The 16,321-nt window shown below is 47.1% G+C and carries 16 protein-coding genes and 1 tRNA gene; 3 read left to right on the top strand and 14 right to left on the bottom strand.

The genetic code is table 11. The annotated features are described in order from the left end of the window. Positions 1–205: 205 nt before the first annotated feature. Positions 206–2,740, top strand: a complete 2,535-nt coding sequence (locus L6J37_RS11285; protein WP_442957011.1) for a glycosyl hydrolase family 18 protein — start codon at positions 206–208, stop codon at positions 2,738–2,740. Between the two features lie 218 nt (positions 2,741–2,958). On the opposite strand, the gene L6J37_RS11290 is transcribed toward L6J37_RS11285, so the two are convergent. Next, positions 2,959–3,444, bottom strand: a complete 486-nt coding sequence (locus tag L6J37_RS11290) for an MAPEG family protein (protein ID WP_237795153.1) — start codon at positions 3,442–3,444, stop codon at positions 2,959–2,961. A 331-nt stretch (positions 3,445–3,775) separates the two neighbouring features. Between L6J37_RS11290 and L6J37_RS11295 the strand changes: the two genes are divergently transcribed. Further along, positions 3,776–4,468: an alpha/beta hydrolase gene (locus tag L6J37_RS11295; RefSeq protein WP_218385948.1), complete on the top strand. Its 693-nt coding sequence runs from the start codon at positions 3,776–3,778 to the stop codon at positions 4,466–4,468. 341 nt (positions 4,469–4,809) lie between these two features. Here the strand turns inward: L6J37_RS11295 and L6J37_RS11300 are convergent, their stop codons facing one another. From L6J37_RS11300 to L6J37_RS11335, 8 genes are all read right to left on the bottom strand, one after another. Further along, the gene (locus tag L6J37_RS11300) at positions 4,810–6,432 is read right to left on the bottom strand and encodes a peptide ABC transporter substrate-binding protein (RefSeq protein WP_370630700.1); all 1,623 of its coding nucleotides are present in this window, start codon (positions 6,430–6,432) and stop codon (positions 4,810–4,812) included. A 169-nt stretch (positions 6,433–6,601) separates the two neighbouring features. Beyond that, on the bottom strand, positions 6,602–6,937 hold the full coding sequence (locus L6J37_RS11305; protein WP_046221276.1) for a hypothetical protein: 336 nt from the start codon (positions 6,935–6,937) through the stop codon (positions 6,602–6,604). A 127-nt stretch (positions 6,938–7,064) separates the two neighbouring features. After that, a complete protein-coding gene (locus L6J37_RS11310) occupies positions 7,065–7,676 on the bottom strand; it encodes an HAD family hydrolase (RefSeq protein WP_237795201.1) in 612 nt (203 codons plus the stop codon). Between the two features lie 89 nt (positions 7,677–7,765). Next, the gene (locus L6J37_RS11315; protein ID WP_192016700.1) at positions 7,766–8,566 is read right to left on the bottom strand and encodes a transporter substrate-binding domain-containing protein; all 801 of its coding nucleotides are present in this window, start codon (positions 8,564–8,566) and stop codon (positions 7,766–7,768) included. A 280-nt stretch (positions 8,567–8,846) separates the two neighbouring features. Then, a complete protein-coding gene (locus L6J37_RS11320) occupies positions 8,847–9,557 on the bottom strand; it encodes a helix-turn-helix transcriptional regulator (protein WP_192016701.1) in 711 nt (236 codons plus the stop codon). Between the two features lie 474 nt (positions 9,558–10,031). Further along, positions 10,032–10,457 (bottom strand): ester cyclase, encoded by a 426-nt coding sequence (locus L6J37_RS11325; protein WP_237795154.1) that lies wholly within the window; start codon positions 10,455–10,457, stop codon positions 10,032–10,034. Between the two features lie 232 nt (positions 10,458–10,689). Then, positions 10,690–11,055, bottom strand: coding sequence for a hypothetical protein (locus tag L6J37_RS11330; RefSeq protein WP_237795155.1), 366 nt, complete (start codon positions 11,053–11,055; stop codon positions 10,690–10,692). A gap of 159 nt (positions 11,056–11,214) precedes the next feature. Then, entirely contained in the window at positions 11,215–11,871 is a 657-nt protein-coding gene (locus tag L6J37_RS11335) for a haloacid dehalogenase-like hydrolase (protein WP_192016704.1), read from the bottom strand. Positions 11,872–12,178: 307 nt separating this feature from the next. Between L6J37_RS11335 and L6J37_RS11340 the strand changes: the two genes are divergently transcribed. After that, positions 12,179–12,490, top strand: coding sequence for a high-potential iron-sulfur protein (locus L6J37_RS11340; RefSeq protein ID WP_027252121.1), 312 nt, complete (start codon positions 12,179–12,181; stop codon positions 12,488–12,490). Positions 12,491–12,577: 87 nt separating this feature from the next. Here the strand turns inward: L6J37_RS11340 and L6J37_RS11345 are convergent. The 5 genes from L6J37_RS11345 to ihfA form a co-directional block, all read right to left on the bottom strand. After that, positions 12,578–12,651 (bottom strand) — tRNA-Cys (locus L6J37_RS11345). A 124-nt stretch (positions 12,652–12,775) separates the two neighbouring features. Continuing rightward, entirely contained in the window at positions 12,776–13,558 is a 783-nt protein-coding gene (gene btuD / locus L6J37_RS11350; RefSeq protein WP_237795156.1) for a vitamin B12 ABC transporter ATP-binding protein BtuD, read from the bottom strand. Positions 13,559–13,562: 4 nt separating this feature from the next. Further along, positions 13,563–14,555: a vitamin B12 ABC transporter permease BtuC gene (btuC, locus tag L6J37_RS11355; RefSeq protein ID WP_192016800.1), complete on the bottom strand. Its 993-nt coding sequence runs from the start codon at positions 14,553–14,555 to the stop codon at positions 13,563–13,565. 156 nt (positions 14,556–14,711) lie between these two features. Further along, a complete protein-coding gene (locus L6J37_RS11360) occupies positions 14,712–15,758 on the bottom strand; it encodes a succinylglutamate desuccinylase (RefSeq protein WP_237795157.1) in 1,047 nt (348 codons plus the stop codon). A gap of 261 nt (positions 15,759–16,019) precedes the next feature. Next, complete coding sequence (gene ihfA, locus L6J37_RS11365; RefSeq protein ID WP_027252117.1) at positions 16,020–16,316, bottom strand: integration host factor subunit alpha; 297 nt, start codon at positions 16,314–16,316, stop codon at positions 16,020–16,022. Between the last annotated feature and the right edge of the window lie 5 nt (positions 16,317–16,321).

The raw sequence follows: 16,321 nt of genomic DNA on the forward strand, positions 1-16,321 counted from the left end.
GGGTTTTTCGTTTACAAATCATTATCACGTGCTAATTTCAGTTAAATACCCACCACAAATGCAAAAAAGATCACATTAATTAACATTTTTATCATTTATTTAACTTTCTTGCTTTGAGAAAAAAAGAAACTGTTCTATTTATTTATTAGCTATGACCGACATGTCATTTGCTCTTATTGATTATTTCGACTCAAGGAAGAAAGCAATGCTATTAAACAAGTTTAACTTGGTTGCACTCTCCGTTGCCGCTGCGACTATGTCCTGCAGTGTGCTCGCCGCACCGGGTACCCCTCAACTTGCATGGATGGAAACAGACTATGCCATCGTTGAAGTTGATCAGGCTGCAACCGCCTACAAAGATCTTGTCACAGTAAAAAATGCAGCAGATGTGCCAGTAGCCTGGCAACGTTATTCCGGCGAAACGGCTGACCACTGGAAAGTAAAGCTCAATGGCAACGCGGCATTTGAGGAAAGTATTAACCCGGCATCCAGTGGTGCTGGCTCTACGACCTTGTCCATCACTCAGGGTGGTCAATATGCGTTAACCGTCGAATTATGCAGTGGCTCTGGCGCTGAAGAAGCGTGTAGCAGCAGCCCTGCAACCAACATAGTGGTGGCAGATACAGACGGCAGCCATCTCGATCCACTCCCCATGAATGTCGATCCGAACAACGGCACCTACTCTACCCCTGCTGATACTGTTGTTGGTGCCTACTTTGTTGAGTGGGGCGTCTTTGGCCGTAAATTCACCGTCGACAAGATCCCAGCCCAAAACCTGACACACATCCTTTACGGCTTCATCCCTGTTTGTGGTCCGAATGAATCACTGGGCGAGATCGAGAGCGGCAATAGTTTAGCGGCACTTAATCGCGCTTGTGCCGGCACAGCTGATTTTGAAGTCGCGATTCACGATCCCTGGGCTGCTGTCCAAATGCCACAACCACAGTCTGGCCATACCTACAGCACCCCTTACAAAGGAAACTACGGCCAGTTGATGGCACTAAAACAACGCTACCCGGATTTAAAGGTCATCCCTTCGATTGGTGGCTGGACGCTGTCTGATCCTTTCTTCTCGTTTACCGATAAATCCAAACGTGATGTCTTTGTTGCCAGTGTGAAGAAGTTCCTGCAAACCTGGAAATTCTTTGATGGTGTCGACATTGACTGGGAGTTCCCAGGCGGAAAAGGTGCGAATACCACTCTGGGTGATCCGGTTAACGATGGCCCGGCATACGTAGCGCTGATGCGTGAACTGCGCACCATGCTGGATGGGCTGGAAGCCGAGACAGGTCGTCAGTTCGAACTGACTTCTGCAATTGGTGTTGGTTACGACAAGATTGATGTCGTTAACTACGCTGAGGCATCTCAGTACATGGACTACATCTTCAACATGAGTTACGACTTCTACGGCGGTTGGAGCAACGTAACAGGTCACCAGACAGCGCTGAACTGTGGCAGCCATCTGACAGCGGATCAATGTAACGGCACAGGTGTTGATGAAAACGGTGAGCCTCGCCAAGGTCCAGCTTACACCACTGCACATGGCGTCGAGCGTCTTCTTGCTCAGGGTGTACCTGCCAACAAACTGGTTGTGGGTGCAGCCATGTACGGTCGCGGCTGGACGGGTGTGACCCAAGCCAGCATGACAGATCCAAGCAACCCGATGACAGGTGTGGGTAATGGTGCTGTCGCCGGTTCCTGGGAAGCGGGTGTGATCGACTATAAAGATGTCGTTACCCGTTATGAAAATAAAGCTGGCGTCGTACTGGGTTATGACGAACAGGCGGAAGCACCATGGGCTTATGATCCGAGTAACGGCGATTTAGTCACCTACGACAGCCCACGCTCTATTATGGCCAAAGGTCAGTATGTGCGTGATCTGGGACTTGCCGGTCTGTTCGCATGGGAAATTGATGCTGACAATGGTGACATCCTGAATGCGATGCAAGAATCCCTGGCTGGCGCACCGGCAGGAAACCGTGCACCTGTTGCACGTGCAGGTTCTGATCAGCAAGTGAATACTGCAGCCACTGTGACTCTGAACGGTTCTTCATCAACAGACAGCGATGGTCAGATTGCCGGCTATCAGTGGGTACAGACCAGTGGACCGGCATTGACACTGAACGGTGCGAATACGGCTTCCGCAACCATTTCAGTGCCAGATGTCACGGTTGATACTCAATATGTCTTTACTCTGACTGTTACGGATAATGAAGGGGCGACAGCCACCGACAGCATCACAGTGACTGCGAAAGCGCCTGGTGCACAAAACACCGCGCCGGTTGCATCACTGACCGGCCCAGGTACAGCCAATGCAGATGATGTGATCACCCTGGATGCGTCACAGTCCACTGATGCCGATGGCGATACCCTGACGTACGACTGGACTGTACCTGCAGGTGTGAATGCCGTTATTAATGGTTCAAGCCTGAGCTTTACGGCCGGTAGCTACACGACTGATACAGCATTGTCTTTCAGTGTCAGTGTTTCTGACGGAACGGCTAGCGATGCGGCCTCTCTGACAGTGACCATTGCAAAAGACGAAAGCGGAACCGGTGGTGAGGGTGATTTACCAGCCTATGTGGAAGGCACTGCGTACCAGGCCGGTGATCAAGTTTCCAACGGCGGCGTGAACTTTGAATGTAAACCATACCCTTATTCTGGTTGGTGTTCAGGTGCAGCCTGGGCCTATGAACCTGGAGTGGGCGTATACTGGCAGGATGCATGGACTCAGCTTTAATGGTTCATTGCCGTGCTTAAAAAAGCATTAATCATTAAACTGTCCATCTGAAAAAGGCCACTCGTTCTGTTGCGAGTGGCCTTTTCATTTGAGTGACACACTGGGTTTCTTAGCTGACTGTAAGCTAGGAAACAGAGATCAAGCATGTCACAGCCTGCAAATAAATGGCCAGACGAAATACCATTTCATCTTTTACGAATGTTAGCGAACCCACACCTTTACTGCGCTGAGGTGAACAATCGGACAAGTGTATAGATCACCATTGCGATCACCGCCACTGAACTGACAGTCCATATCGTGGCCCGGACATCGTGTAACTGAGCCGTTGCATAGGCTATAAAATGTGCCGCTCGAGCCAGAACATACGCCCATATTAACACTTGAGCAAGCAGCAGCGGCGGATCTATTAACACGAATAGCAATCCGGCGATAAGAAACGCGGGTATACTTTCCAAATCATTCAGGTTCATACGCCGCGAGCGCTCAACGTACTCATTCAGCGCCAATTGACCAGTTACCGGGGTCGGATTCAGCGGGCTTTTCTTCGCATCTTCCGGGCTACGAAAACCAGCACGCACTTTCATCATTCGGTAAACCGTCATCCACGGCTGCAGCAAGAGCTTCAGCAACATCAGTGACGCCGCAAGCACATAGGTAAAGAAAACTGGATTCTCCAAACTCAAAATGACACTTTCACTTGCCATACGCTTTTTCCTCCTGCCATAGGCAACAGCGTGATGCACAGCTGAATCATTTAGTTCTTTAGAATCGTAGCTGATGCTGCATCATACTGCCGTTCACCCGCACCGCACCTCAGGTATACCTCCATCGGGTGGGGTACCGGGAGGACAGCTTTTCCCACCGCATAGCCCTCTTTTGTCGCTGTGAGCGATTATGGCGACTTTCCATCCGGTCTACTAGAATCTTACGAAATATGCGCTTTAGGTATGCATTAACCGTATCAACGAGAAGGCTTATTTTATAGAGAATCGGCCTGTGTAGTGGCCTCATAAAATAGCCGCGGAGGCCGTTCTAATGTCTAGCAAGTTAAACATTCTTTTGGTTCATGGAGCCTGGGGGGATGCATCTCATTGGCGCCATGTTATCCCTGCTTTACACAACAAAGGGTATAATGTTCGTGCTGTGCAAAACCCACTCACTTCACTTCCTGATGATATCGAACGTACAAGTCATCTGGCTGCTTCGTTAGAAGGGCCAGTGCTGATGGTTGGCCACTCTTATGGAGGGATGGTTATTACTGGTGCGGGAAATGCGACTAATGTTGTCGGCTTAGTTTACATTGCGGCATTTGCGCCTAATGAAGGAGAAAACCCTGGTGGTTTATTTGGGCTGAGGGAGCCACCTCCCGGGGCTGCCATCATTCGCCCTGACGAGCAAGGTTTTTTGTGGTTAGATCCGAATCATTTTCATGAGAATTTCTGTCCAGACGTGGATGAAACAGAAGCGCTCGTTATGGCACTAAGTCAAAAACCAATTGCAGCTCGCTGTTTTGAAGATAAATCTGGCTCTCCTGCCTGGAAAGTTAAACCTAGCTGGTACCAGGTTTCAGCGCAGGATCGAATGATCCCACCAGAAACAGAGAAATGGTTTGCAGAACGGATTCAAGCGAAGAAAACGATCACTTTACAAGCTGGGCATGCCCCTATGGCTTCTCATCCAAATGACATAATCGAATTAATTGATGAAGCGGCACGCCAAGTTAGTTAATGTCATTATCATGCGACACCAGGCATAGTGGTCTTTTTAATTACACCGGTAAAAGTTGGTATGCACAAAAACACTGAATACTGTGATTTCAGTGTTTTTGTTTTTCAGTACCTGATTAAAACTGATCCATTACATGATCTTAAAGGGGCGATGTTGGCCATTTTTCACTTAAGACGGATCTACCCGACACAGTCGATTTTTGCAAATCTCTGGGTAACTGGAAATTCGGTTTAAACACACACTATCGTTTTGGTCACGAATTGCTGCCTGGTCAATATGGAGCAGGTTTATGATGAACGGCCTTTCATCGAAAAAAGCCTGTAAAAAACAGGCTTTTCTGGTCATTTAGCTACAAAATACAGGTCCTTAGCGTAAATATTTCCCTTCGGATTATTGTCCGGAAACCCTTTCAGATGACTTTTTACCAGCCGTGTGTGGTTGTAATGGTAAATTGGCATGACAGGCGAATATTGATCGAGAATATGTTCTGCCTCGCGGTAAATACCATATCGTTTTGGCTCATCCGTAATATCAGCGGCCTGCTTAAGCAACGCATCAAATTCCTTGTTACAGAACCCGGTTTCGTTACTGACATGCCCGCAAGTGAAGCTGCTGAGAACAGAGGAGGGTTCTGCATAATCACCAAATGCATACGAGCGCGCAACGGCATAATCACCCGCCGCTTTTGCCGCCAGGTAAGCATTCCATTCCATGTTTTCCAGCTTTACGCTCACATCCAGAGACTTCCACATAGAGGCAATCGCCAGTGCCAGCTTTTTATGATTTTCACTGGTGTTGTAGGTCAGAGTGACATTCAACGGATGGCTCTTGCTGTAACCCGCCTTCGCCAGCAGCACTTTCGCTTCACCAATGCGCTCGTCATGAGCCTGAGACTTAAATGCCGGGGTGAAATTCTGATAGTTTGGAATGATATCCGGCACGACAGAGAAAGCCTCTGGCTCGCCCTGCCCCGTCACTTTTTGCACCAACACATCGCGGTCTATCGCCATACTCAGCGCACGGCGTACGTCAGCATTATCAAATGGAGGCTGCTGGGTATTAAAGGCATACACATAAGAGCCCAATAAGCGCAGAGATTTAATCTCTTCCGGGCTGTCCTTCAGCAATTTCTGATAATACTCAAGCTGAACACGGTTCGTCATATGCACTTCACCAGCCTGGTAGCGCATCAGCTCTGCACTTTGTGACGACAACGCCAAATAGGTCACATTGTTAATGACCGTGGATGCATCATCCCTGTAATGCTGGTTACGTGTTACTTCGACCCTTTCGTTCGGCACCCATTCTTTCAGAACATAGGCACCATTTGAGACAAAATGATCGGCACGAGTCCATAAATCACCGTGTTGACTCACCACATGAGCCGGTACAGGAAAGAAGGTTTTGATGCTCATCAGGCTAAGGAAATACGGCGTCGGGCGGCTTAATGTCACCTGAAGCTGATGCAGGTTGAGCGCTTTCACTCCCAGCTCGGATGCCGGTTTTTCACCATTCAGTATTTCCTGGGCATGGGTAATGTTGGCGGTGACCAAATTGAATCCGGTATTGTTGCCCGTCGATTTATCAACCGCCCGACGCCACGCAAACACAAAATCCATGGCGGTCAATGGCTGACCATCAGACCATTTCAGGCCCTTACGCAAATTAAAAGTGTAGGTTTTTCCGTCGTCTGACACAGCCCAGCTTTCAGCTTGCCCAGCTGTGATTTCGCCCTGCAGATTTTCAATCAGCAGCCCTTCGAACAAGTCATTCACGATGACATCGCCCGGGCTGCCTGAACCAACAAACCCAGGATCTAATGTACTCGGCTCTGCGCCATTGGCTCGTACCAAGTGCTGCTCTTTGGCTAGAACAACCCCTTCAGGCACATTGGCGGCAATGGAATGTAGTGAAAATGCGGAAATGGCCAGCCCGATGCTGGCAGTGATAAATTTCTGATTCAATGCGAAATCCTTTTGTGGCATTACTATCTGGAACGAAATCTATACTAACAAGGAAATCAGTAAACGCTATGAGCAGCGTCAAGAAGACAAACTCAGTAACAATTTATGGAAAGACCCGCAGCGTATGCGGGTCTTGAATTAACGATTTGGGCAAATAAAAGAAAATCCGTTACTTGGGAATGTTGAAGTTTTTATCATTCATGCAGGTGAACGTATAAAAATCTGAGCGCTCATTAAAATGGCTGAATCCTCGTCCATGGCAATATGCACCGTTAATCTCATTCATAACTGTCAGCGTCTGCTGATTATTGACAGAAAAATAGCTGTCGTTTTCACACACTACGCGAATTTTTCCGTCATCACTCTGAGAAAACGCTTTCACTTTTGCACCGCATAAGGAATAGCTGACATCGACGAAATCATTGGCACGCTCATCGATTGATGCACTGCATCCTGCTAAAGCCAGACCAGATAATCCCACTACTAATGTTGTTAAGGCTTTCACAATCACCTCCTTACTTAATATTATATTTTGATTGTAGTGCGACCAGCATAAAAACGCATTAAAATCCTGCCACTAAATAAAAAATAAATCACATAGAATCATAAATTTAGTCAATCCTAATGTAGCGCTATCGCACTGGCGTTGCAGAGGTGAACTCTGCGATTACTCCATCGACAACAAGAAAACAGTCCATCCCTGCAGCTAATGCCGCCCGCCGTCCTAAATCGGTATCTTCAAAAACCACACACTGATGAGGTGCCAGCCCGATACGGTTAGCCGCTTCAAGGAAAGTATCGGGGTGAGGTTTATGGTTTAGGACATCGTCGGCAGTGACTAAGGCATCAAGTAAAGGCAAAATGTCGGTTATGGTCAGCAAGTTTTCTGCATTAACTTTGCGGCATCCGGTACCGACGGCCACTTTCTTTTGGTCTCGATACTGCAATAAAAGATTAACAGTGGCCGGAATGGCCTCTCCCTTTTGTTCCAGCGCTTCAAAAAAGCGCCATTTGGCATCAGCCACTTCCTGGATATCATGATCCGTCTGATATTTTTCATTCATCATTTGCGCGGTTTTGATTGTGGGCGATCCACCCAGACTCATAAGCCACTGCGGATCAAAGGGAATGTTGAACTGCTCGCAGGCATAGCGCCAGGCTGTTATATGGGCTGGCATTGAGTCTATCAGCGTGCCGTCCATGTCGAAAATTAATCCCTGATACCGTGACAAATCCATATCCACCTCCAAATCAGTACGTTTCACCATAGTGACGCAAGTGGTCAGTACAAATCCAGAGTGGATAACTTATATTCCGACACGGCTCAGACTGCTTACTCAATATCCATGACGGCCAGTCCCCATTTTTCGGCTATCCGGTCAAAAAATCCCTGCGTTTTCTTTAATTCTATCCATTGGTTAATGAAATTAATCCAGACTTGATCATCTCTTGGCATCAACATCGCTAAAGGTGTCGCCCGTCGCATCCCCTGAACGTTAGGAATGGTCAACTGTGGAAATCGGCTGATTAGCATTGCAGCCTCTATATTGGACGTCACAATGACATTGGCACGGTTTGCCAGTAACTCCTGATAAGATTTTCCGCTCTCTATGACCTGCTGCCTGGCCCTGGGAAAGAATTCTTTTACCATGGTTTCCTCAACAGCCCCCCGACGGGAAGCCACCGTTACCGATGAAGAGTTAAAATCGGCCCAATAGCGAAAGCGATTCTGGTTCGTTTTCTGCGTCACCGGCACAAACGCAAGGTAATAATAAGGCTGGCTGTACCCGACTACCTTTGCCCGACTGATATTGAGCGCCGCACTGCCGGTCAAGTCGTATTTTTCCGTAACAATTCCGCTGACCAAGGCTTTCCAGTCCGTGGCCACGTATTCAACAGTCACACCGAGATCCTTGGCCAGCTCAGTCGTTATATCAATGTCGTATCCCTTGTAGAAATTTGTCGCAGGATCCCTCATGGTCATTGGCCCCCAGTCGCCGGTAGTTCCAACCCGGAGCACTCCCCTGTCCATGACTTTCTGTAATCGGCTCGATGCCGCATGAACCTGGCTGACACACACCAGAAACAGTGCTAAAGACAGCAGCAGCAACCTAAAAGATAAGGTGAATCGCATCGGACACCTCCGGAAACAACAGAACACGCTTACTCAGCATTGAAATAAAGATAGCAGTGTCTGTGTGATCATTTTCATCTGAGGACAGAATAATTGTGTGTCAAAATTGAAAGTTTCTGTATTTTTTTGTGATTAACCAACAATGCCAATACGTTGTCTTATTTATGAGAAATTGTACGTAAAAAAACTGCATTGTTTCGCAATGCAGTAAACACAATGAAGGAATTCATACAGAAGTGTTTATATTTTTAGACACACTAATAAACACGCCAATAACAGGTTAATTGTGATTTAAGTTATGCTTCCTCATTCTGAATTCACCCGGTGAGCATCCCATGTGCTTTTTAAAAACACGGGAGAAATAAGACACATCCTTGAAGCCTGAAGAATTAGCGATCTGAGAAATTTTCTCGCGATCAGAGCTTAATAATCCACACGCCAGATCCAGCCGTTTCTTTATGATGTACTGTTTCAGCGTGACGCCCATAATGCTATGGAATAAACGAGAGAAATAGGTCGGTGAGTAATGGCAAGCACTCGCCAGTTCTTCCTCGCGCAGTGGAGAGCTCAGGTTTTCATCAATAATTTTCAGTGCTGGCCGGATTGAAAGCTCACGACTTTCGAAACCAGGCTCAGATTCATTTTCAATATTATGTGTATGCAGTCTGCTAAAACACTCCTCCAGCTCTTGCCTGCTGGCATTGGCAGCCAGCACATCTTCCCCACCGGCTCTTAATACATTAAGTGCCAGACTCCCATCCAGGTTATGGTATACGACAACAACCTTTGCGGCTGGGAAACGATTTTTCACTGCACGCAGCAGCTCAAATCCTTCCGATGTCGAATCAATCACTTCAAGAAAAATCAGCTCTTGCCCCGTCATTGATGACAATAACTCGTAAGGAGAAATCTCAATGACCTTGTGCGAAAGCTTCAAATTTTCTTTCGCTTCAACCTGCTTGTCATGATGACTGCTGCTAACCCAAATCACATATTCACCTTAAACTGCTAGTGTCATATTCCCATGCCCTTATGATCAAGTGCATGGATGGCGGTTGACACTCCTTGTCGATGAATAAAAATGTACTGATAAGAATTCGTATGAATATCAGGGCAAAAATGTATTTACTTATAATAATTAACGATCAATAAACTAAATAAATCCAGCCATCCATATTTGTTTCAAATATAAGCAACAATGAATAAAAACTCTGCTACCTATAAGACTTCAATAAGTTGAACAAGTTCCAATGGCGATTTTGTGTGGTTTATTATTACTTAGGATTATATAGGTGCATTTTTTATCACAAAGAAATCTAACTTTTTGACATTCCATCTTTGTCGCAAAAAAAGTCTCTATGACAAAAATGTCTGACATAAAGGTGTATAAACATGGCCTTTTGACATCTAAAATACTGTTATTTCAGCCGTAAGTTCTTCACTTTTATAGTATGAGCGACATCAATTACTTCACGGTACCCGATAACTGTTTATAGAGCTCAAAGCTACTATCTTCCAGCCAGCACTCAACGATCAAGCCATCTTCTAGCCGGAACTGGATCATACCTGTCATTTGAATCGTCTGTTTTTTACCCGGTAAATTGAACCACCCGCCATGATATTGAGCCTGGCAGCGATATCTGACAACTGTCAGAGGCGGCTGGCTAATGACATCTGAGATCGAGAAAGCGACAGACTTAAATTTTTGCCGCCATAACAACAGATATGAAAGGTAGCTTTCATGAGACAGTGGGTGCCGTCGACCGCCCGGCAAGTGAAAAACAAAAGGATCAGAGACATACTCAGCGAGTCTGGAGCTACTCGCTCTGGAGCTACTCGCATTGGCCCAGATATCCAGAAACCAGGCATCAATCCAATCCTCCCTTGCCATGACAGATCTCACCTCACTACTTAAGACACATACAACCCCTGATACAAGAAAACATGCCCATCTTCATTGCAAAGATGCAGCAACATTAACTTAACGCCAATTTATCCCAGGCCCTCATCAAATCCTATACCGGAATGTGAAACAAACAAATAACTTCGCTCAATGTCAAATTTATCAATTGCCTTGTATCTTATGAGCAATCATGGATATCTGTTCTGCCATTTCTTGCGTTCTACATGGTATTAATCAGGCTAGTGTTTGTTGTCGTGGTATCGGCCGCATCGGATACAAATGGTTCGGCCTGCTTGAGATAGAAGCGAGCTTGCTCGTTGTTCCCAACCAGATAATAGTTATGCGCGATTGCGCCCAGTAACTCAATCAGGGCTGTTTTATCATGATATTTACTGGCCTGCCGCAACATAGACTGGAAAATCACTATGCTTGTTTCTGGCGTATTCGACGCCATGATGAGGGATAAATCAGGCCTTATCGTTTGTAGGGGCGTTGCGCAGAACGTATTGCTGCTGGCTGCAAGCACAGTGCCGGAACCACATACCATAGACACAGTAAACACAAACTGACGGATGAAAGACATCATAACCACTTGGCTCCCTATGCTGAGTCAAAGCCATCATTACCATGTGTTATCACGCCATACGAAGACTTACCTCCCGGCATGGTAATAAACTCTCATCATTGCGTAATATCTTCACCTCGTTACCTGACATTTTGTCTGCCTGGTAACATTCTTCAGTCATCAATTGATGTCGAACTTGGGAAGCACTGCCTGATAAAACGATAAACTGGGAATATAAGTATGGTGACTTAATTTTTTGCCAACAGCGACAAATTCATAACCCAGTTCCTGAGAAGCTCTTTGATTCCACTCACCTTCCGCAAACACTATCCGTCGTTTAAATGTCATTCCCGTATCCTGCTTCGCTCTGAATGCAGCAAGCGCCATAATTTCCGTTCTGCTGGCAGCGTCTGACGACGAGGCAAAGGTCATTCTACTTGCATCTATTCCCGCCGCTTTCAATTTCAGACGGCTTACCGCCGCCCATCCGCCACTGGTGATCGCAACATGCGTATCGTCCCGGACAGCCATTTGCTCAAGAAACTCTCTGGCGCCTTTACTGAGCACAAACTCTTGAGGGACCGCATGCAGCCTGGCAGTAAGATTTTCCAGATACTTTTGCTCCACCTGACGGTGAACAATTGAGCGACTTGAAAGCACAGGATACTGATAAAGGATCTCATCTAACATTGCCGAATCCGTCACCACTCGCTCTTGATAGCGCGATTTATCCAAAGTGATGTGGAGAACGGCTTCGACGGCTTGCTGAAAACACATCATATCCATTTCCCTTGCATTCACCAAAGCACCATCCACATCCACTAACAACAGATTCATCCCTATACCTTCATTAATTTTTATCATCAGTGATAATGCCGTACAGAATGGGGATGTAAACAAAATGTTTCAATAAATGATTTGTTAAAAATGATCATTTTTTGCGTAATCTCAAACTCTTACCGCTCATTCCTTTGCATCAAAATCTTTTGTTGTTCAGAAATTGATAACAAAACGCAACTTACCTCAAAAACTTAACACTGTGATTTCTTAGCGAATTTGCCGATTCTTTCCCACAATTACTCAGTTCGCTGAGTAAATCCGGTGAACAGCATGTGAGCATAAATGACTATAAAAGGAAAATGTGATGAAAACCTCAACTGACCGTCGGCGCTTTCTGCGCCTGACTATGGCAGGCATCATAGGCATCACACTGGGTGATCAGATCCTGCAGCGTAAAGCGCTGGCCAGTGAAGAACTGCCACATCTGGCAGAAGATGATGCTCAGGCAACTGCCTTGCAATACACACATAAGTCGCCTCATGAAGAGAATCATTGCGGTAACTGTATGCTGATACAAGGTAATGAAGGTGATGAATGGAGACCCTGCTCAATCTTCCCCGGTAAAGCGGTGAACGTAAATGGCTGGTGCTCTGCCTGGACGGCCAAACCTGCTTAATGGATGACATAGCCCGTAGTCACTGCGGGCTTTTTACCCTCAGAAAAACACGGAAATACTGCTGCAGGTGATGAAGTTCGATAAGAATGGAGGCGCGTCCCGGAGTCGAACCGAGGTCCACGGATTTGCAATCCGCTGCATAGCCACTCTGCCAACGCGCCTTAATGAAGCTTGTCTCAGAAGACGAAGCGCATTATCCAAATCCTGATGAGAAGTACAAGCCTTTTCTGACTGAAATCACTTAACTGATTACTTTTCCGGCCAACTGTCATTTTCAGCTAGAAGTCAGCTAAAAAACAGCCCAATTCTTCCATTATGATTCACACGCTCAACCTGAGTGGCAAACGTCTGCTCAAGCCGTTCATTCGACATCACCTCTTCAGGTTTTCCCTTGGCAACACAACTTCCCCCTTTCAGCAGGATGACACTGTCTGCAAATTGCAGCGTCCGGTTCAGGTCATGGTTCGCCATAACGACAGCAATACCTTGTCCGGCCATAAAATGCAGCAGTCGGTATAAAGAGACTTCCTGCCCGATATCGAGCGCTGTTGCCGGTTCATCAAGCAATAGCAGACAACCATCCGGGTTCAGTCCCGGCCAGACCTGCAAACACGCAGCCGCTAATCTGACCCGCTGCCATTCGCCTCCGGACAGTTGCTGAATATGGCGATCCAGTTTGTCATCGATTGAAAGCCACTGACTGACAGCCTGAATAGCCTGGTTAACCTTCTCGACGTTTGCTTCCGGAATCGCGGATACCGCTAACTGCAAAAAATGATAAACACCAACGGCAAAACCCGGTTTATCCTGTTGCGACAAATAACTGCGGTAACGGGCCATGTCGCGAAGATCCATCTCCGACAGGCACTGCCCTGCCAGTGTTACCTTGCCTGCACCTTGAAACAGCCCGGACAGGCATTGAATAGCTGTACTTTTCCCGCTACCGTTAGGGCCAATCAGATGCACCACTTCACCTCGCTTTACCGAGAAACTGACCGGCAGTAATCGCCGGGCTAGCGCTATATTTTCAACCTGTAATACACAAGCCAGATCTGAACGGACCACCATCAGCTTACTCCACTTGCGAACGCAACAGCATCCAAATAAACACAGGGGCGCCCAATGTCGTGGTCACAACGCCCACAGGCAATTCTGCAGCAGGCAAGAGTACCCGCGCCAATACATCCGCAACCGCCAGCAGTAACGCCCCGAAACAGGCAGAAAGCGGTAGCAGGTATCTATTCTCCGCCCCCAACGCCAAACGCAATAAGTGGGGAATCACCAGGCCGATAAAGCCAATCACACCTGCCATAGCGACTGATGTTCCCACTAACAGGGCGATAATCAATATCAATCGCCAACGCAGTGCAGCAACATCCAGCCCCAACTGTCGTGCATGGGTTTCACCCAGCATCAGGATATCCAGTTGCCGACCACGGGAGCATAGCCAGATTAATGCGGGAAGCAGAATGATCAGCACGCTAAGCTGCGCCCAGGAAACACCGGCAACACTTCCCATCAGCCAGTACATCAGCTGTCTGAGATTCAGATCGTCACTGAAATAAAACGCCCAGGTCACAACCGCCCCGGACAAAATACCCAGTGCAACGCCTATGAGCAGCAAACGCGCGGTTGACACCCTTCGGATACGGGCAAGACCAACGAGCAGTAAAGTAAAGAGCAGTGCGCCCGCCATGGCAACCAACATCGTCAGCCAGGGACTCGGCACCGAGGGAAGAAAAAACAGTAAAAGAACAAGTGCCAGGCTAGCCCCACCCGAAATACCCAGCACACCGGGCTCCGCCAGCGGATTGCCCAATAACACCTGCAACACAGCACCAGAGGCTGCCAGCGCAGCCCCAATTGCCATGGCGGCCACTAACCTTGGCATTCTGAGCTGCCATAACAATTGCTTCTCAAGCTCGCCAAATGGCTGCCAGGGTTTCAGCCAGATTTCGCCCACCGACAATGAAAACAGACCGCAGCTGATGAGCAAAATCGCAACAAGCCAAAAGCTCACTTTCCATTTATGGCGACGCTGTTGAAGGATACGGTCTAAGTGCATGATGTCGTGTGTTTTCGTCAGTGGGAACCAAAGGGGAAACATACAGGGTCTTTGAAAAAATGAAAAGCAAGCCAGATAAATTGGCTTGCTTTCAAAAGTATTTACACTGTAGCTGCTGATTATCTGACTGTTTTCAGTCCGTCTGAGCTTTAGCGCTTAGAACTTAGCAACGACCTGATCAGTCAGATCAATGTCTGATTGCTTGACCAGCAAACAAGCCCGTTGTCCCAGCGCCACATTGGGGTTAGGGAAAACGACAGACTCTCCCCCTTTGGCAGCCACGTATTCTTCACCGTTATCGCTCCCCAGCACCGCACCTTCTTCAAAGTAGGTAAAGTTAGCCTGATTTGCCGGAAAGGTGAAAGCGAACTGATCTGTATGCTTAGTAAGAGTACGGGTTACCCGATACACACACACTTGTTTGTCGCCCTGATAGTCTGGCAGTGATTGTTGTGAAACGAGTGCGAGCATCGCCTGATTAAAGGTATCTAGCCGCTCTAAGTCGTTCTCACCCAGCCGTGCTACCTTGCCCAGCTCCATCGTCAGTGCCTGCGCGCCATAGTTCTGAGCACTGTACCAGCTGAATGTTGGTGCCGCGGAACCAGAGAGCATCATTGCCTCGATCTCACCGTGATGCAGAAAATTAAACAGCGCTAAACCACGGGTTTTATGTTCACTAAAAGGGCTGACCGCAAAGGTGTAGTGCTGTGAGTCACGGATGGCACTATGCAGATCCAAATGCCAGCGTTCGGCATTCTTTAAAGGCGAGTTCTGGAAGAATGCATCAACTGAGCACTGAAGTAAGTTGGCGCGACTACAATCAACATTCTTTTCATCATTGATACCGCCAAATAGCCGATTCATATTCTCATCAATAAAGCGGGTATGTGCATTAATGGCTTCTGGGTGACCGATGATCAGCAGTAAACGATGTTCAGGCATTAGATCGCCAAGCAGGATTTTTTTCACTAACTGCTGTAGCAGTTCAATCGGGCCGGTTTCATCACCGTGTACCCCAGATGAAATGACGATGTCTTTACTGGCAGCGGATAATCCAGGCGGAATAACGGTTAAAACACCGCGCGCCGTTAACTGACACAATACACCATTTTCTAACTGCCATTCCCCCGCCTCAAACGGCAAAGATAAATCCAGAGTCGCAGAAAGAAACTCCCCGTTTTGCACTGCCTTTAACAAAGCCATTATACCTCCTCGTCCTTGTAACAGGCATGTTCTTACAGGCGAATTCATGATTGCACAAATAACAACCAATAAAGAACACTAAAAGATGAAAGAAAATCAGTGAAATAAACTGCTTTTACTATACATCCTGGCTACATAGTTTCAACACTATATTGATGACTGCAGGCAAGAATGAGACCAGGGTATGCACTTTTTAATGCTGATAATGAAAAACCCAAGTAAACAATTCGCTTACTTGGGTTTCTTGTAGGCTCAAACCACTTATTTTTCGATTTTGATATTCTCAACGCGTGCTTTAAGCTTCTGACCAGGGCGAAAGGTCACCACTCGCCGTGCCGAGATTGGAATATCTTCACCGGTTTTAGGATTTCGTCCAGGTCGCTCGTTTTTGTCGCGCAGATCAAAATTACCAAAACCGGATAATTTAACCTGTTCACCACACTCAAGTGCCTTTCTGATCTCCTCGAAGAAGACTTCCACCGTATCCTTGGCGTCCCGTTTGCTTAGTCCGACATTCTCAAACAGGTTCTCAGCCAACTCGGCTTTTGTGAGCGCCATAGATA

The organism is Photobacterium sp. WH77 (genome assembly GCF_022014395.1).
GTDB lineage: Bacteria > Pseudomonadota > Gammaproteobacteria > Enterobacterales > Vibrionaceae > Photobacterium > Photobacterium arenosum.